The 17100-nt window shown below is 65.9% G+C and carries 13 protein-coding genes; 4 read left to right on the top strand and 9 right to left on the bottom strand.

Annotated elements, in window-relative coordinates; translation table 11 throughout:
* Positions 1–222 precede the first annotated feature (222 nt).
* Positions 223–537 (bottom strand): hypothetical protein, encoded by a 315-nt coding sequence (locus tag OOZ19_RS15920; protein WP_266090888.1) that lies wholly within the window; start codon positions 535–537, stop codon positions 223–225.
* A gap of 319 nt (positions 538–856) precedes the next feature.
* Here OOZ19_RS15920 and OOZ19_RS15915 point away from each other — a divergent pair, with 319 nt between their 5' ends.
* A complete protein-coding gene (locus tag OOZ19_RS15915; protein ID WP_266090887.1) occupies positions 857–1012 on the top strand; it encodes a hypothetical protein in 156 nt (51 codons plus the stop codon).
* Between the two features lie 317 nt (positions 1013–1329).
* On the opposite strand, the gene OOZ19_RS15910 is transcribed toward OOZ19_RS15915, so the two are convergent.
* From OOZ19_RS15910 to OOZ19_RS15895, 4 genes are read right to left on the bottom strand one after another with little or no spacing between them, the layout of a single operon-like run.
* Positions 1330–3192 carry an acyl-CoA dehydrogenase family protein gene (locus OOZ19_RS15910; protein WP_266090886.1) on the bottom strand — a complete coding sequence of 621 codons (1863 nt, stop codon included), beginning with the start codon at positions 3190–3192 and terminating at the stop codon, positions 1330–1332.
* Between the two features lie 19 nt (positions 3193–3211).
* On the bottom strand, positions 3212–4435 hold the full coding sequence (locus OOZ19_RS15905; protein ID WP_266090885.1) for a beta-ketoacyl-[acyl-carrier-protein] synthase family protein: 1224 nt from the start codon (positions 4433–4435) through the stop codon (positions 3212–3214).
* Complete coding sequence (locus OOZ19_RS15900; protein WP_266090884.1) at positions 4435–4677, bottom strand: acyl carrier protein; 243 nt, start codon at positions 4675–4677, stop codon at positions 4435–4437. The genes OOZ19_RS15905 and OOZ19_RS15900 overlap by 1 nt, the downstream gene beginning before the upstream one ends.
* Before the next feature lie 28 nt (positions 4678–4705).
* The gene (locus OOZ19_RS15895; RefSeq protein WP_266090883.1) at positions 4706–5728 is read right to left on the bottom strand and encodes a beta-ketoacyl-ACP synthase III; all 1023 of its coding nucleotides are present in this window, start codon (positions 5726–5728) and stop codon (positions 4706–4708) included.
* 1049 nt (positions 5729–6777) lie between these two features.
* On the opposite strand from OOZ19_RS15895, the gene OOZ19_RS15890 reads away from it, so the two are divergent.
* From OOZ19_RS15890 to OOZ19_RS15880, 3 genes are all read left to right on the top strand, one after another.
* Positions 6778–7758: an alpha/beta hydrolase gene (locus tag OOZ19_RS15890; RefSeq protein WP_266090882.1), complete on the top strand. Its 981-nt coding sequence runs from the start codon at positions 6778–6780 to the stop codon at positions 7756–7758.
* A 67-nt stretch (positions 7759–7825) separates the two neighbouring features.
* A complete protein-coding gene (locus OOZ19_RS15885; RefSeq protein ID WP_266090881.1) occupies positions 7826–8113 on the top strand; it encodes a hypothetical protein in 288 nt (95 codons plus the stop codon).
* Positions 8114–9607: 1494 nt separating this feature from the next.
* Positions 9608–10648, top strand: a complete 1041-nt coding sequence (locus OOZ19_RS15880) for a hypothetical protein (protein ID WP_266090880.1) — start codon at positions 9608–9610, stop codon at positions 10646–10648.
* A 342-nt stretch (positions 10649–10990) separates the two neighbouring features.
* Here the strand turns inward: OOZ19_RS15880 and OOZ19_RS15875 are convergent, their stop codons facing one another.
* The 4 genes from OOZ19_RS15875 to sbnA form a co-directional block, all read right to left on the bottom strand.
* On the bottom strand, positions 10991–11263 hold the full coding sequence (locus OOZ19_RS15875) for an MBL fold metallo-hydrolase (protein ID WP_266090879.1): 273 nt from the start codon (positions 11261–11263) through the stop codon (positions 10991–10993).
* A gap of 141 nt (positions 11264–11404) precedes the next feature.
* Complete coding sequence (locus tag OOZ19_RS15870; RefSeq protein WP_266090878.1) at positions 11405–12040, bottom strand: DUF305 domain-containing protein; 636 nt, start codon at positions 12038–12040, stop codon at positions 11405–11407.
* A 587-nt stretch (positions 12041–12627) separates the two neighbouring features.
* A complete protein-coding gene (locus OOZ19_RS15865) occupies positions 12628–15093 on the bottom strand; it encodes an MFS transporter (RefSeq protein ID WP_266090877.1) in 2466 nt (821 codons plus the stop codon).
* Between the two features lie 74 nt (positions 15094–15167).
* Positions 15168–16148 (bottom strand): 2,3-diaminopropionate biosynthesis protein SbnA, encoded by a 981-nt coding sequence (gene sbnA, locus OOZ19_RS15860; protein WP_266090876.1) that lies wholly within the window; start codon positions 16146–16148, stop codon positions 15168–15170.
* Between the last annotated feature and the right edge of the window lie 952 nt (positions 16149–17100).

The following is a 17100-nucleotide window of genomic DNA, read 5'->3' as shown; positions in this document are numbered from 1 at the left end:
CCGGTGGCGGATCGCGTTGATCGACGGTTCGAAGATGCGCCGCATCGATGCTGCATGTCACAACCACGTGTGCCGAAGCATGGGACCGCTCGGCCGCCCACGTCCACGAGGAGCTGCCGGGTCGACCACCAAGAACCGGCGGTCGACCCGGCAGCCTGCTACTACGCCCACAGCTCGAGGTGGTGAACCAGGACGATCTGGGACACCGCCTCGGTCATCGAGTCATTCGTCGTCGTTGTAGCGCTTGGTTGCGGCGAAAGCCGTACCCGTCAAGTTCGCGCCGATTGGAGTCTGTGTCCAGCGCTCCAGTTGCTCTTGGCTCGTGGCCAGCTTCAGCAGTGCGACGACGTCGGTGGCGTCCGGTCGCTCCGCGAGCACGCAGCCAATGACCGGCTCACCATGCGCTCCCGTCGGATAGCCCGCCTCATCCCTTTCATCCACCTCCCATCGGTGCACAAGAAACACAGTCGTCGTGTCACCGAGCAGCTCGCGAGATCGAGACGACCCGCCAAGCAGAATGCCGTAAATGCTTGTCACAGCACTATGGCAAGCACAGCATGAGCCGTCCGTACGACCTCTTGCTTGCTCCGCTCGTGCCCCAAACCGCCAGCTAGCCCGTCGCCCCGACCACCGGCAGAAAGAAGCATCCTTGCTCGTCAGAATACCTACGGTAGGCGCAGCTGGATTCGAACCAACGACCCCTTGCAGCCGCAACGGCACACTCAACACCGATCGCGGCGTGAGGCAAGCCACCGTCCGGGACGGTCGAGCGCGCTGCCCCGGCCGACGCCGAGGGATGGCGGATCACCTCGATCAGCCGGACGCCGCACGGTGCTGGCCGGCCCAACGAAAATCAATGCGACCTAGCCCGATCGCCGACGCAGCGGGGGAAGACGACCTGGGCAACATCGACTTTCTCGAACGAGCAGGCAACACCTGGCGGCTCGGAGGCGACTGGGGAGAAGTACGCCTCACCACGGCCGCCGCACCATCGATCACCCTGCCGCGGTGAACACGTGCGATCTCACTGGACGTGACCAGTGATCGACGCCCTGGCGCTCACCTCGACCACGGAGAAGCGGGCGGATCAACTCACACCCGCTCACCCGCCGCATCGACGGTGGCCCGGGAGACGGACGTCGCCCCGGGACGGCTGTGAGGCCGGGCAGAGCCGAACGCACCGCGTGCGATCGCGGCACACGGTGCGTTCGGCTCTGCAGCAGGGCTGCTCTGAACTTCTCCCAGCTGGACGAGACACCGCCGTCGACGCGCGTCAGCAACCGCTGCACCGCCGGGAAAGTTCCTCCTCGGAGAGGTCCGCAGCAGCGGTCAGCCGACCTCAGCCGTGGTGAGCCCGTGTCCGACCGCCAGATCGACCGCGGAAACGTAGTCATCAGCCGCAATGGGCGCGCGCAGGAGTTCGGGAGTGAGTTCGAACGCGTCCACGAGCATCGCCGAGTACGGCAGGAGCTGTTCGCACAGCGAGTCGATCTCGCGAGGCAGTCGCTCCACCTGGTCGGGGCGCACAGCTCCCCGCGCGAGGTACCAGCCGCTGTCCCGGTCGATTTCGCCGAGACCGTAGATCTTCGACAGCAGTTCCAGCGCAGCACGGCTTTCCGCGATCCCGGCACCGCCCGCCACCACCGAAAGCCGCTCCAAGGCCAGTCTCGCACCGCGGGTCCGAGCCATCGACATGGCAGTGCTCATGTTGTCGTTCCAGCGGGCGTGCAGGCTCTGCCCCTCTTGGGCCTGTGCGGACATCTCCTGTTGCGCTTCCCAGCGCAGGCTTTCCTCGCGATACCGCAGCAGGTCACGATGAAAATCGCAGTCGTCGAGGTCAGCGGGCGCCGGCGGCTGGGGAACCGGCCTACCGTGTCGTGCGGTCATCAACTGGCTGGCCACCGTGGCGAGCAGTGGCAGGTTGTCCCCCTCGGCAGTGACCACGCCTTGCGCCATCGGAATGTAGTCCGCGATTCGATTGATCGAGAACATGCCCTGTGCACCGCACCGCTCCCGGCAGACGTGGAGGACCTCGGACATCTCCCAGCTCGACACCACCTTCGCGATCGAGATCAACTGGTTGACCTCGGTCCGGTTCCCCTCGTCACAACCGAGGTACTCCCGTTTCACGTGATTGAGCAGGAAAGTCATCGCGTAAACACGGGCCAGCGCGGTGAACAGCGCTGTCTGCTGACTGCGGAACGCGATGATCGGCATCTCGCCGTTTCCGGGCCCGGCCGTCAGACGTTGCCACGAGTACCGGATCGCGATGTAAGTGCTGGCCCGCCCAGCTGAGACCAGCGCACCGCTCAAACAGATCCGCCCCGGGGTCACCCTGTCCAGGACGCGCAGCACCTGCCTGCGCTTGTTCTTCACGATGCTGCGGAACTCTCCCTCGGGGGTGAGTTCACCCATGTTCCCGGTCAGCAGATTCCTGCGCGGAATGCGGACGTTCTCGAACCGGGTCACACCGTTGTCCAACGCGAATCCGGGCTTCTCCGGAAGTCGCTCGACGTGAACGCCCGGACGCAGGCCGTCCCGGTCGGAGATGCGCACGATGAACGGGAAAACGCCACGGTCGACCCCGGAAACATCGAGCCGCGCCAGCACCACCGCCAGCTTGGGGATGTCGGTGATTCCGGTGTTCGGCATGAACTTCTGCGCCCGAGCGTTCGGGGTGTTCAGCACGAACTCGCCATTCGCGTGATCGTAGACCGCCACGGTCTCCAACGCTGCAATGTTGTTTCCATAGCCGAGTTCGGTGGCGATCAGCAGGCCAACCGAGGACATGCTGCTGAGCTCTTCGAGGTAATCGTCGAGGTCGTCTCGTTCCGCACTGTGCGCGAGAATGGTCCCCATGCACAGGTTGTAGTGGATATTCAGCACCGGAAGAGTGGTGGTATCCGCCAGGCACGACCACTCGCTGATCGCGAACATCCGCTCGGGGTCGCGCACCAGCTCACCGTCACGGCCCGTACGGTCGTGCAGCCAGCGAGCCCGCTCGTAGGACAGCCGCCCCGCGTCCAGGGCCGACAGTCCCGGCCGCGAATCGAACAGCGGGCGCTCCAGCTCGGTGCGCAGGTCCTCGTGCAGGCTCGCGAACTTGCCATCGAAGATGAGCGCGACGAGCTCGTCATGGGCGTCCGTACTGTGGTTTTCGGCCTGCTCCAGGCGTTCCACGGAGCGTGTCATGGGGATCCTCACCGTTCTCTCAGACGCAGGCGAACGCCAGAACCGCGTTCTGCCCGCCGAATCCGAATGAATTGCTGAGCGCCACGCGGATTTCACCCGCCCGCGCCGCCCCTGCGACGAGGTCGAGGTCTACCCGTGGATCCGGATTCTCCAAATTGGCAGTAGGGGGAATACACGCGTGCTGGAGCGCGAGGATGCTGTAGGCGGCTTCGATCGCGCCGGCGGCACCGAGCGCATGTCCGGTCACGCCCTTGGTCGAGCTCACGGCGGCATGGTCACCGATGACCCGCCGAATGGTCGCTGCTTCGGCCACGTCGTTGAGAGGCGTTGAAGTACCGTGAGCGTTCACGTGCTGCACCTCCTCCGCGGTGAGGTCGGCATCTTTCATCGCGGTTCGCAGCGCCTGCTCGGCCCCTGCACCGTCCGCATCCGGCGCGGTGATGTGATGCCCGTCGGCGGACGCTCCGTAACCGACGACGTGGCCCCGCACCCGTGCCTTCCTGGCCTGGGCATGGCGTTCGTTCTCCAGGACGAGCACGGCGGCACCTTCGGCGATGACGAAACCGTCGCGTGCCTCGTCGAACGGGCGGGATGCCGCCCCAGGATCGGAATTGTTCCTCGACAGGGCCCGCATCCGGTTGAAGGCGGCGACGAACAGCGGAGTCACCACCGCCTCGGTGCCACCGGCGATCACGATGTCGGCCGCACCGGAGCGGAGGAGGTCGCGAGCCGTGCCGATTGCGCTCGCGCCGGAGGCACACGCCGTGCAGACCGTCAGGTTCGGCCCGCGGGCACCGAACTCGATCGCCAACCGGCCAGCGGCCATGTTGACGAGCCCCATCGGGAGGGTCAGGGCAGAGACTTTCGCCGCACCCCGTTCGAGGAGCCGGGTCTGCTGGTTTTCCATCGTCGAGCTGCCGCCTGCGCCGGACCCGAGAACGACGGCGACGCGCGAGCCGTCCCAGCTCTCCGGGGAGAGTCCTGCATCTCGGATGGCCTCGCGGGCCGCTACCAGGGCGAACTGCTGATGCCGATCGAGTTGCCAGGTCTTCTGCTCGCCCAGGCTCGCGGCGGGATCGAAGTCAGGCACTCGGCACGCGAAGTTGACCGGGAGGCCGTCCAGCTCCGGATCGACGGCCGCCGTCGGCCGCCCGGACGTGACGCGATCCCAGTTCGCTTCGATCCCGGTGCCAGCGGGCGTGATCAACCCCAGCCCGGTGACCGCCGCGGCGAACCCAGGCATCAGGCGGCCACGCCTTTTTGCTTCAGCAACTCGGCCAGATCGGCCAGTGTCGCTAATTTCTCCATTTCTTCATCGGACACCTCGATGCCGAAATTCTGCTCGAGGATTTCTCCGAGTTCCACCTGCGCCAAGGAGTCCAAGCCCAGGTCGTCGAACGACGCGTCAGGGCTCACGTCATCGGGGGCAACTTCAAACCGGCTGGTCAAGAGTTCCCCGACACGGCTGATCAGTTTTTCCACCATAGCCTCTTTTTCATCGAATCAGATAAAATCAGAATGGACTCGTAGTCACGACGTCTGGCCACACGAGCACTGTCGAGCCCCATGAAAGCCCCGCTCCGAACGCGGTCATCAACACGCGGTCACCCGGCCTCAGGTCGCCATTGGCGCAGGATTCCGCGAGAACGAGAGGGATGGAAGCGGCCAGCGTGTTCCCGACCCGGTCGATGTTGGCCGGGACCCGGTCCTGCGCAATACCCAGGCGCTGCGCGACCGACGTGAGAATTCGAATGTTCGCCTGGTGCCCCACGAAACGATCCACATCCGCCACCGCCCAGCCCGCCCGGTCCAGCACGGTGTTCGCCGACGCCGTCATTCGCGCCAGCGCGTGTTGGAAGATGGCCCGCCCGGCCATCGACAGGTACCAGTCCTCTGTTGGCACGTCGTCGTTGCCGAGCCTGGTCGACGCGCGCTGCCGGGAACCACCGGCCGCGACCGCGAGCAGGTCGGCATTCTCGCCATCGCTGCCCAGATCGAACGGCCCGATCGCGCCCGGTTCGTCGGGACTCCCGCGGCGCAACACCACCGCACCAGCGCCATCACCGAAGATCGGCGCCGTCGCCCGGTCCTCCGGGTTGACGAACGTGGAGAACGCTTCCGCACCGATGAAGAGCACCGTCTCGGCGACGTCGGCGGCAATGAGCCCCGCGCAGGTGGCAAGCCCGTACACGAACCCGCTGCAGGCGGAAGTCAGGTCGAAGGCGGCGACCGCACCCACGCCCAGTCTCGACGCCACCTCCGGCGCGCCCGCCGGACAGGTCCGATCAGGCGAGGTAGTGGCGATGACGACCGCATCAACGGATCGCAGGCCGGCCGACTTCAACGCTCGTTCGCCGGCTTTGACCGCGAGATCCACTGTGGCCGCCCCGCCGGAGACCTCGCGGCGTTCCCGGATCCCGGTGCGACTCTCTATCCACTCCTCAGTGGTGTCCAGTCGCGAGCACAGGTCACCGTTGGTCACCACCGACGGCGGCAGCCATGCCCCCAACCCCGCAATTACAGCACTCGCTGCCATCTTGTTAACTCCATCACTCCACCGGTAGCTTCTTCACCGAGACGGTCAACAGGAAAAGAAACATCGCGCGACCAACGGAATAACTGACGATATTGCAAACCTCGCCAGGAAGTGCGCGCAGGCCGAACACAAAGCCGTCGTCACACGTTCATCGGGCTCGACAGCTGCACCCATACGACATCAGTTGGCGACGTTCGCTACGCGGTCCGCCGATTTCGACACCAGTGTCCTGCATTGCCAAGGCATGAAACACGGCAACCGCAGCGAACTTCTCGGTGAAGTCGCCGCGGCTCGAGCCCGCTCCGACGACACCGGTTTCGTCACTTTCAGTCACTTTATTTTCACAACATCAGCACCGTACCCGATGTCCACATCGGACAACAAGAGCTCCGCTCGCGTGACTGACGTCACGTGACTTTCCGTATATCTCAGATACCCGAACCAAATTCTCGGCCACATTTTCACCAGGGGATGCACCGCGTGGACACCTCGACGCATCTCCGTAAACAACTCGGAAATAACACCCGAATTGATATCCCAGGAAACCGCCACCGCTGGCCCGCACGCAGGGCACTGACGCACAATCCTGGACTTGACGATTTCATGAGGAGTTCACCGCACACTCGCGGGCGATCAGGCCTTTTCCATCCGCGTTGCCCGCGCCGAGGCCACCTCGCGGAATGCCTGATGGTTGTTGGCACTCCGAGCGGAAGTGCACGTTCCTTCCTCGTCATCTCGCCGAGCTGATACACGGGCGGGCATCATCGCAATGCTCTCCGGCCTTGTCCCTCGGCTGCGATCTCCACCCATTCCACGTAGAGAGCGTGCGCGACTTCAGCGAGAACGCGCACAGACCTGCGTGCGGTACGCACGGCAGGACGTGCCGCCGGTTGTCCGAGCCCCCGCCGCTCGGCCGGTCCGGGGCCGCACCCCCTCCCGGCCCGCACCACCGACGCGGGCACCGAACCGACGCTCGTCGGTCGTCCTACGCGGAAGAACAGACGGATGGCGGGTGACCCGCACCATGGTCGCCGGGCAGCATGCCCGTCATGACCACGTTTCCCACAATGGACCCCGAGCTCGCCGCCGCGGCGGCGATGCTGCCGAAGCTGGACTTCGCCGACCTGACCACGGCTCGGGAACGCTTCACCACCATGACCGAGGCGATGCTCGCCGCGGTCTCGTACGAGGGGATCACGTGGCGCGAGCTGGCGGCCCCCGGCCCGGAGGGTGCGCCGGACGTCTCGATCCGCTTCTTCACGCCGCCGGACGCAGCGGAACGGGACGCCCTGCCGACCTTGCTGTGGCTCCACGGCGGCGGGTTCGCCATCGGCCAGGCCAAGGTCGAGGACCCGCTTTGCATCGACCTGGTGCAACGGCTGGGCATCGCGGTCGCCAGCGTCGACTACCGGCTCGCGCCGGAAACCCCCTACCCGGGTCCGCTGCAGGACTGCTACGCCGCGCTGCGGTACCTGCACGCCAACGCAGCCGAGCTCGGCGTCGACCCGGAACGGATCGCCGTCGGCGGGCAGAGCGCGGGTGGCGGGCTGGCCGCGGGGACGACGCTGCTGGCGCGCGACCGGGGCGAGGTCCCGGTCGCCTTCCAGCTCTTGGAAATCCCGGAGCTGGACGACCGGCTGGAGACCCGGTCGATGGTCGAGTTCGTGGACACCCCGATGTGGAACCGACCGAACGCTGTCCTGTCGTGGCAGTACTACCTGGGCAGGAACGGCACGGCGGCGGAATCGGACGCCGAGGTCTCCCCGTACGCCGCCCCGGCGCGGGCGCAGGACCTGCGCGGCCTGCCCCCGACCTACCTCTCGACCATGGAGCTGGACCCGCTGCGGGACGAGGGCATCGCTTATGCGACGGCGTTGCTGCAGGCGGGCGTCAGCGTGGAGCTGCACTCGTTCCCCGGCACGTTCCACGGTTCCTCGCTGCTGTCCACCGCGGCGGTGAGCGTGCGGGGCGCCGCGGAGGTCATCGTTGCGCTGGCAAGGGGCTTGCAGGTGGAACAACGCTCCTCGTAGCGTCACCGCGTGCAAGGTCTCACGTACCGGCTCGCCGAACTCGACGCGGGAGCGGCGAGCTCGGTCCGTGATCGACTACTTCGACGCCCTGATCCGGCACCGCGCCGATGTTCCCGCGGCGGTGCGCGCAGCCGCCGTGCTCGGGGAGTGCATCGTCGGGATCAGCCTGGTCCGCGACGGCGGTGCGCCGGTGGACCTGCGCTGCGGTCCCGGCGGTGGACGGATCTCCGCGGCGGGCGGCGAGCCGCGGGTGGCCGAGCGGCTCGCCGGCGACGGTCTCAACGGGCTGGTGTGGATCGAACGCGACGGCAGCCCCACCCGCTCGACGCGCTTCTGGTGGAGCGGCTGGCGCTGACCGTCATCGCGATCGCCTCGAGCACCGGCTGGCCGGCGCTGACCTCGTCAGCTCTTGCACACTGTCGGCCCGCCACGGCAGGGGATACCGGCCTCGACGCAGGAGGCTCCCGAACAGAACCACTACGGACTGCCAGCTGGCCTGGTGTTGGCACTGGCCTCGATGAAGGACGGTTCCCGGAGGGAACCGCAAGATGTCCAGCAGTGACGACGGCGGGGAAATCGGTTGCTGTCGCCTCGATGAGCGAGAAAAGCCCGCCGAACTGGTCATTTGCACCAAATCAGCGGGTTTCCCCTACGGTGGGCGCAGCTGGGTTCGAACCAGCGACCCCTTGCTTGTAAGGCATCAGTGGCCCAGCGGTGTGCGTGACCAGGAACTTCCAGGTCACCGGCGAGCGTCCGGCCCACAGTTAAGGGTTCGCAGAAAGATCTTGCTCAGCGCATCGGAAACCTCACCTGAAAAGACCAGCCGATGCGCAGCACCAACGCAGCATCCCACAACGGCGAGCACCACGAGCCCCGCGCATGCAAGGTGCCCTTCCGGACAGCTTCGGAGCGGCTTCCAGGAAGCGCTGTGCTCACCTCCGTTATTCCTGCCCACCGACGAGCGCTATAGCCAAGGTCAGGCGAGCTCTCAGGCCTTCGCAGACGCCGGACTTAGCCATCCGACCAGCAGGAAGGCGGCATGTTTCCCAGCGTGGACCCAAAGGTGTCGTCTGATCACCTTTTCGGTCTCGGTGTCCCGCTCAGACTCTGGCCGCGCCAGGTATCACTGGTGTAGGCGTAACCGACCAATCCGCAAGGCGTCGAGCTCGATCTTTCGGCGTGGACCGCCCAAGTCGAGCACTGGACCGCTGACGAGCCAACATCGACACGGGCGTCATCACTGCGACCCTAATGAGCGAGGCCAACGACGACAAACGCGCAAGCGTCGATACGCGCGTGCTTACGTCCAAGGTGGTCGCACTCGGAATTTTTCAAGCACCGATTTTTTTCAGAAACGAGCTCCCCCCGGAGCGTCCACGACAATTTAAACGAATTGGCCGGTCTGAGGTTGCACGGTTACGCCGAAGAAATCGCCGAGGCCGTGCACTTTCTCCGCGCACCCAAGAGTCCAGGGCGCGGGTTGCCGCGAGTTCCCCATCGCCGACCGGACAACCACCACGCCCTTCGGCGCGTCCAGCGGACGACGGCTGCAACGCGTCGGGTCACCCGTCGAAACAAGTCGAACAGTGCCAAAGGCACACTCCCCGGCGGTATCCGAACCGCCACAGTGAAGGTGATCATGCAACAGTACGGGCAGTTGACGTTGTCGCGGCGGCAGCTGGCAGCATTGCTGGCATCGGCTAGCATCGGCTTGGCAGGCTGTGAAGCTGAACGCTCCCCAGTCAATTCGTCGCCAGCGCCGCGAAAGGCGGGCGAACCGGTTAAACCGGGTCCAACGGGGATCCCGGACGGGGTGCTGGGGGCGAACTTCAATGGTGCAACGGACACAGTGACCTTCCCCGAGCTGGAAGCGATGAACAGCAGCTGGCTGCGCGGCTTCGTCACGATGCACAAGACCGACCAGGGCGACCCCGCTCAGCAGCCCGAGCTGCGCCTGCTCCTGGAGGCGGCGGACCGGGGCTACGGCACCGCCCTGTCACTGAAGTTCCAGAACAGCGATCGCCCACTCCCGCGCCCCGGCAGCCCGGCGATGAACGCCGACCTCGCCCGGCTCGACAAGGTCCTGCCAGCGGTCATGGACCGGGTGGAGCTGCTCTGCGTCGGCAACGAACCGTTCCTGGAGACTCGTCGATCCGACCGAACGGAGCGGCTCAACGAGTACTACGAGATTCTGACGCGGCACGTCATCGACTACCGGCGGCGCCACTTCCCCGAGGGCTGCCGCACCCACCTGTTCCTGGGCGCGCTGAACCACCTCGACCGGCCTGACGAGCAGACGAACGCCACCGCCCGCTGGCTCGACTTCGCCCGGCGCACCCCGGAGATCGAGGGCGTCGACATCCACCCCCATGTGGACGCGCCGGAGGGCACCAACGCCTACCTCGACTACGTGCTGCCGAAGCTGCGCGGCGACCAGCGAATCCTGGTCACCGAATTCTCCTTGGTGCTGTTGTGGAAGAAGCAGCTCCGCAAGCCGGTACCGGCCGAGTACGCCCGGCGGTACGGCTTCCCGGCTGGAACTCCGGTGTGGAAGGCGGTGCGCGCGGCGATCGACACCCCGGTGCCGCAGCGGCAGTGGAACGACTTGTGCTCGATGAGCCCGTGGTACGAACAGCACAAGCACTTCCTGCGCGATCAAGTCCAGCTGTTGCGGGACACGGGCAGGCTCGCCTTCGCTTCCTACGGCATCGCGCAGGACGACCCGATGGTGCAGGGCTTCAACGCGGACAAGACGCCGTGGCTGTTCAACAGCGTCTTCGCCTCCAAGACCGTCCAGCCGGGACCCGACGGGCTACCCGGCCGCGGCTACGCCTGGATCGACCAGTTCCAAACTCTGCAACGCCCGCAGGACAACCGCCCCACCAGCTGATTGCGGACAGCCCGTCCGGATCGCGCGGGTTCACGCGTCCCCCTGCTCGTTCCAGTGCGGTTCGCCGAACGACCACAGCCCGGCCGGCGCGTACCCGGCCAGGCCGGATTTCACCAGGCACTGCTACGCGATCCCTTGCGGCCCAACTGATTCGGCAGTACCGCGACGTTCTGCGCTCCAAGGGATCGCGCAGCGGTCGACGGCTCACAACACGGATCCGGGGCTCCGGGACGGACCGAAGAGGACGACGGTGAGGGTTCTCGGTGCTCCAGGCGGTTCATCACCGTCGTCCAGGAGGATTCCGGTTTCGTGGGCAGGCAAAGTTTCCCCTGGTCTAGGCCGTCAGCCGCCGAGCACGACTGAATCGAGGTCGGAGCCGACGAGGACCGGGCCGGTCCAGCCGCCGTCGCGCACCTCCTGCTCGTGGGCGGCGCGGTCCTCGTCGCTCTCCGGCGCGGGGATGAGGTGGTTGAGCACCAGCTGCCCCACTCCGGCCTTCTCGGCCAGCGCGCCGAGGGCGACGGTGTCGGCGTGGTAACTGAAGATCGTCTCGAAAGCGGAGCCCTCGACGTACGGCGCCAGCGAGGTGGCGCGGCAGGCTTCGTGCACCAGCACGTCGGCGCCGCGCGCGAGGTCTTTGGACCTCGTCGTAGACGCGGGTGTCGCCGGAGACGACCACGACCGCGCCCGGCGTGGTGATCCGGTAGGCGTGACGGTGCCGCCCGCTGATACGGACGAGCGGCACCGTCGACCGTGTCAGCCTTGCTTCAGCAGGTCCTGCATGGTCTTGATCTCGGCCTGCTGACTGCTGATAATCTGCTCGGCCATTTGCTTGGCTTCGGAGAACTGACCTTGAGCCAGCTCGGTCCGGGCCATGCCCACCGCGCCCTCATGGTGCTTGATCATCATCTCTAGGAACATGCGGTCGAACTCGGCGCCCTTGGCTTCTTGGAGCGTCTGCATGTCCTCCGGGGCCATCATGCCCTGCATGCCGCCATGTTCCATGCCTGGCATGTCACCGTGGTCCATGCCGGACATGCCGCTCTGCGGTGCCGGGGCTCCCCAACCCTTTAGCCACCCGGTCAGCGTGTCGATCTCCGGGCCTTGGGCGGCTTCGATCTGGCGAGCGAGGTTCTTCACCTGCTCGGACTGCGCCCGCTCCGGTGCCAGTTGCGACATCTTGATCGCTTGAGTGTGGTGGGGAATCATGCCTTGCGCGAAGGCCATGTCGGCATCGTTGTGCTGGCCGGCTTCGGCAGGCGGCTGCGAGGCACTCGGCGGAGTGCCGTGATCCATGCCGGGCATGGCTTGATCGGAGCCGGTACACCCGGCGAGCAGGACAGCCGCGACTGCCGCTGTGATCGAAACGCCCGCTACGCGAATAATCTTCATTCTGAGGTTCCTTCGTCATGCGTATTCAATGCGATTTCAACCTGAGCACGTGCCCGCAACAGTCCCCGTGATCGTTACGGGAGGCGGATGCTCACAGTCGAAGGACGCACAGCTCGGCAAGTCTTCGAGGAACCGGCGGTGGAGGTCGGGCGCGTCCGATGCTCGTCGGGGTCGATGCTCGAAGCGAAGCAGTCGCGGGCAGGGTCCGCAGTGCCAGCGACGCGATGGCGACAGCGGCGGCTCCTGCCAGGACCGCTAGGCACAGGTGCAGCAAGCCGTGTTCCATACCCGACTTGTCGCCAGCGGAGACGACAGGGACATGGGTGGCCGTATCGCCACCGACACTGGCTGACATGGGCTGGCCCGGCCCCGCGGATCGGTGCTCGGTGCTGACCGCAGGCGGCGTACCGTGCGATGGCGTCCCGTCGGCATGCGCGATCGGCGCGTGGTGCATGGCCACCACACCGAAGGCGAGCAACAGCAACAGCCACCACGGGCCGGACACTGACCGGGTTCGCACGACCTCCATCCTAAAGCGCTCGCACCTTCGTGGTGTTCGACAAGCGCTGCGCGAGGTTGCCGTCTCCTCAAGCTGCACGACAGCTCACTTCACCCGGGAAGGTGCCGAGGGTGCGCAGCACCAAAGACGGATGGGGCTTCGGCCCAAAAGTCGTTGCCTTGTAGGGCAGGCGGCTGCCCGCTGCCGCTGCGGCCTGCAGGCTTCGTTGGGTCGGGGGCATGACGAGGATGGCGAGTCCGCCGTGCTCGTGCACCCGGCGCACCGCGCAGGTGGCGCTGGGCTCGTAACGGATGTCCTGCTCAGGTACCGCCCACACCTTGTTGATCAAGGAATCAAGCACGGTGAGATGCATGGTTCGAACAGGATCCGGCAACCGGCCCACAGCGTCGTTCAGGAATCCCGGATGCGGATCAGTGAGCAGAAATGTTTCCTGCCGTGTGGCGATAATGAAAGCAGGCCCTCGACGAGCGTGTGCCCGGAGCACATCGATCCACTCCTCCAGCGGGCCTCTCAGCGCCGTGATCCGGAAGCACCTCGCCGCCGCTGCAAGGATGTGGCGGGGATTCACGTAGGGCAGTTCGCGGTGCAGAGGTCCCATCTGCAGGGGGCTGTACTGGGTGTCGACGAGAACGCCCGGCAGGTAGTCCCATGGGCCGCGACCATATCCGGCGGCGTAGAGCTGCCTACGGAACTGCCGCGCCGCGGTGTACCGATGATGGCCGTCGGCGATGAACGCCGGCCGTGTCCGGAGCTCGTCGGTGATCGCGGCATGCGCCGCACTGCTCTGGACACGCCAAACGCGGTGTTCCTGCCCGTCTGTGGTGAACAATTGGGCAACCGGCGCGTGTCGAGTCGCGGTGTCGAGGTGTTCGGTCGTTCGCCCATCACCGGAGTACCCGAGCAGAATCGGCGGGAAATTCATGCCGCTGGCTCGCATGAACTCGGCCATGTCCTCCGCTCGAACGGGGCTCACGTCCTCGTGCGGCAGCAATCGGCTGTCGAGGTGCACGGCCGATATCAAGCCGCGTTGCCATCCCAGCGGCCCGGTTTGCTCATAGGCGTACAGGGCCTCCTGGGGCTGACGGACGACTACGCCGTTCCGCTTCCACTCGTCCACGACATGCACGGCTCGCCGGGCATCCGGCCTGCCGTCGGTCCGGTCCCACGGTGTGGCGCGCCGGTCGGCGAGGCGATGCAAGCGCTCGGGCGCGAGCATCCATGCGCCGAATGGACGCACGTTGACGCCAGGACAGATCGAGTTGGGCCCCTGCGTGGTTTTGCTCGGGGCATCCACGATCGCGGGTTCAACAGCGGGAAGCTGAGTCGTCTCCTCCCCAGTCTCGCGATCGTGACCAACACTGCCTGCAGCGGCGTGTTTCTCCGCGCGGGCAGGACCGAGCGCAAGCACGCAGGCCAGGCCGGAGGCGGCGGCCATCACGAGCACAGCACCACTGACGGGCATCGTTAGCACCAACGGCCCCGCCAACAAGGGTCCGGCGGATTGCCCGATCAGCAGGAAGCTGTTGGCCGTGCTGACCAGCGAACTCTTCCGTTCCTCCGGTGCATGATGGCTGAAGTGCAGGAACAGCGATTGAGCGAGCGCGGCGAAGCAGAACCCCTGCACCAGACGTAGCGGGATCACTGCCAGCGGTCCCAGCGGAAGCACCACCGCCGCGATGCTGACAGCGCAACCGCCCGCCGCCAGGGCAAAGGCACGGACGGGGCGGCCGGTGACATCGTTGCGCTTACCCCACCAGAACGACCCGAGCAGCGTGGCGCCCCACATCACCGAATGGAGCACACCCACCCACAGGCTCGCGGAGTTCGGCGCGGTGACGATCCCGCTGACGTGTTCGGCGAAAACAGGAATCAGCCCGTAGACACCGAAGTAGACGCCAACGGCAGCCAACGCCAGCGGCACGGCGCCGGGAACGCTCAACACGCCACGCCGGTTCTTCCGCGACCGTTCACGTCCGCTGGGCCGTGCTCGCTCCGGTTCCCCTAGGCCGACGGCACAGCCCACGGCAAGCACAACCGCAGCGACGGCTATCACGAACATGAGCTGCCGCAAGCCGCCAGCACCGACGAACAAGCCACCGGCGATCGGTCCGACCAAGGCCCCGGCGGCGGTCGCGCTGAACGATTTGCCCAGCGACGAGCCACGCTTCTTATCCGAACCGGCTGATCCCGCGAACGCCGCGGCGGCCTCGACAACCCCACCAAGGGCGCCCTGCAGCAAGCGGCCCGCGACCAACACCACTGGGCTGAACGCCAAGGCCATGACCACCATCGCCGAGGCCAGTCCCAGCAGAGCTCGCACGACCATCCACTTGCGGCCGACCCGATCACCGAGTCGACCCCACAACGGGGTCGCCACAGTCAGGGCCAAGGCCGGGGCGGCGATGGCCACCCCAGCCCACGTCTGCGTTTCCGCGACTCCCCGGATGCCCATGTCCTTCAGGTAGAAGGGCATGATCGGCACCAGCATCATCAACCCGGCGGTGTTCACGAACTGTCCCGCCCACAGCAACATCAAGTTCCTGCGGTGGACGTTCAAGGCTCGTTGCCTGGGAACCTGCTCTCGTGGGCGGGTCTGGAGTGTGCCGGTCACGTGCTGACCGCCGTTTCCGTTTCCTGCCACGGATCACGGAGGCTGGCGACCCACGCATCGTCATAGACGAGATCGAGGTAGCGCTCACCTCGATCGGGCAACACCGTGACCACCCGCGCCGGATGGTTGAGCCGTGACGCCAGGTGCTCGATCCCGGCGACGACCGCACCTGACGACCCTCCTGCGAAGATCTTCTCCGTCGACAGAAGGTGCCGGCACCCGGCTGCCGACTCCGCGTCACCGACGTGCACCACCTCGTCGATCTCCTCAGCATTGAGGATCTCGGGCACACGACTGGCACCGAAACCAGGCAGCTGGCGTGGCCCGGCCTGAGCGCCGAAGATGACCGACCCCACGGCATCCACCGCCACCACGTTGAGTTTCGGATGTTCCTGCCGCAGCCGACGCGCGATGCCCTGGATGGACCCCGTCGTGGACACCGCCGCCACCAGGTAGTCGACCGTGCCGTCGATGGCATCGAGGATTTCCTGCCCGGCGGTGTCGTGGTAGGAGCGCCAGTTGAGCTCATTGGCGTACTGGTTCACCAACACCGCGTTTGAGGCGGCATCGACCAGTTCCCGTGCGCGACGGACTCGGGTGTGCAGGTACCCACCTGCCTCGTCGGGTTCGGTCACCATCTCCACGTCGGCCCCGAACAGCTCCAGCAAGCGCAGATTGGCCTGTGACGTTTTGGGGTCGACCACGGCGGTAAATGCCAACCCATGCAGGCCGGCCGCCATCGCCAACGCGATTCCGAGATTGCCGGAGGTGCTCTCTACCAGGCGCATTCCTGGGCGCAGGGCACCTTCTCTCAGGCCCTGCTCGACGATGAACCGGGCGGGTCGATCCTTCATGCTGCCGCCGGGGTTGAGCATTTCCAGTTTGGCGATCACCTCTACGTCGGGGTCTGGGAAACAACGGTCGAGACGGACCATCGGGGTCGATCCGACACAACTGATTACCGAATCATGGATCACTGGGAACCTCCTGAATACGGCGCGTCCATGCGCAGCCGCACTCGCTGAAAGACACGTTGCCAAGAGACAAGCAAGCGGTCAGCGCCGCGAGACATCAGTGCGATTCAAAACCGAACATAACGAGAGGATTCGAGCAGCACTGCGGTCCGCCCAGCGAAAAACGCAATCCCACAAGGCGACATGCCCTCGCCACGGAAGTGGCAGAATTTTGGGATACGCCTACGAGGCGCGCGACGCTGCGAGTGAAATCAAGTTCGGGCGATACACACGCGTGTCAGAAGGTCCACCCCAGCAGGTCGCCAAAGCGGGCGTGAGCACCATCCGCGGTGACACGACGGCGACCGCGGCAAGACAAGCGAATCCGCCAGCACTCCAGCCACCAAAACGACCAGAACGCTTAGACCAAGCTTCGTGAACTCGTCATCCCAGAAGCGACTCGGAACGACGTCGGCATAGCTGGGCACAGCGTGGCACACCGGCTCCCCCTGGTGAGGACCGTGACCGTCGCCGGCGTGCGCGTGACCGGCACCACCATGATCTGGAGCCGTTGCCTGCCGCTGCTCTACATGGGACGCAACACTAGCCGGAGCAGCAGGCCCGGACATCACAGCGTCATGCGCCGGCGTGCCGTGGGCGGGCAACAAGACGATCTGCAACAGGAGAAACCCCAGCAGCGCCACCGGAAGCGCGACGAGCGCGGTTCGGCGGCGTTTCCAGGCGATGAACTCCTTCACGGACGCCACCCTAGCCACGTCACCGCCAGCCAGTGCACTCACCTTGCCGTGTCTCACACGGCGAACCGCGATCCAGCGAACTCCCACACATACTGCGATCGAAGGATTACCGGCTGCCATCAGGCCAGCGCCGGACGTCGATGAGCTTCCCCCGTTTGTCCGGAGGCTTCCGAGTCTGGTCTGCTCGTGCAGACCGAGGAAGGAAGTCGTTGTGGCAG

This window comes from Saccharopolyspora sp. NFXS83 (genome assembly GCF_026241095.1).
In the GTDB taxonomy this organism is placed as follows: Bacteria; Actinomycetota; Actinomycetes; order Mycobacteriales; family Pseudonocardiaceae; genus Saccharopolyspora_C.
This window is presented reverse-complemented; position numbering and strand designations above follow the sequence as displayed.

Excerpts from the sequence above, each read along its gene's own strand:
- OOZ19_RS15915 (WP_266090887.1), top strand. The coding sequence starts at position 857 with ATGCGACCTAGCCCGATCGCCGACGCAGCGGGGGAAGACGACCTGGGC.
- OOZ19_RS15910 (WP_266090886.1), bottom strand. The coding sequence starts at position 3,192 with ATGACACGCTCCGTGGAACGCCTGGAGCAGGCCGAAAACCACAGTACG.
- OOZ19_RS15905 (WP_266090885.1), bottom strand. The coding sequence starts at position 4,435 with ATGCCTGGGTTCGCCGCGGCGGTCACCGGGCTGGGGTTGATCACGCCC.
- OOZ19_RS15900 (WP_266090884.1), bottom strand. The coding sequence starts at position 4,677 with ATGGTGGAAAAACTGATCAGCCGTGTCGGGGAACTCTTGACCAGCCGG.
- OOZ19_RS15895 (WP_266090883.1), bottom strand. The coding sequence starts at position 5,728 with ATGGCAGCGAGTGCTGTAATTGCGGGGTTGGGGGCATGGCTGCCGCCG.
- OOZ19_RS15890 (WP_266090882.1), top strand. The coding sequence starts at position 6,778 with ATGACCACGTTTCCCACAATGGACCCCGAGCTCGCCGCCGCGGCGGCG.
- OOZ19_RS15870 (WP_266090878.1), bottom strand. The coding sequence starts at position 12,040 with ATGAAGATTATTCGCGTAGCGGGCGTTTCGATCACAGCGGCAGTCGCG.
- OOZ19_RS15865 (WP_266090877.1), bottom strand. The coding sequence starts at position 15,093 with ATGTTGCTGTGGGCGGGACAGTTCGTGAACACCGCCGGGTTGATGATG.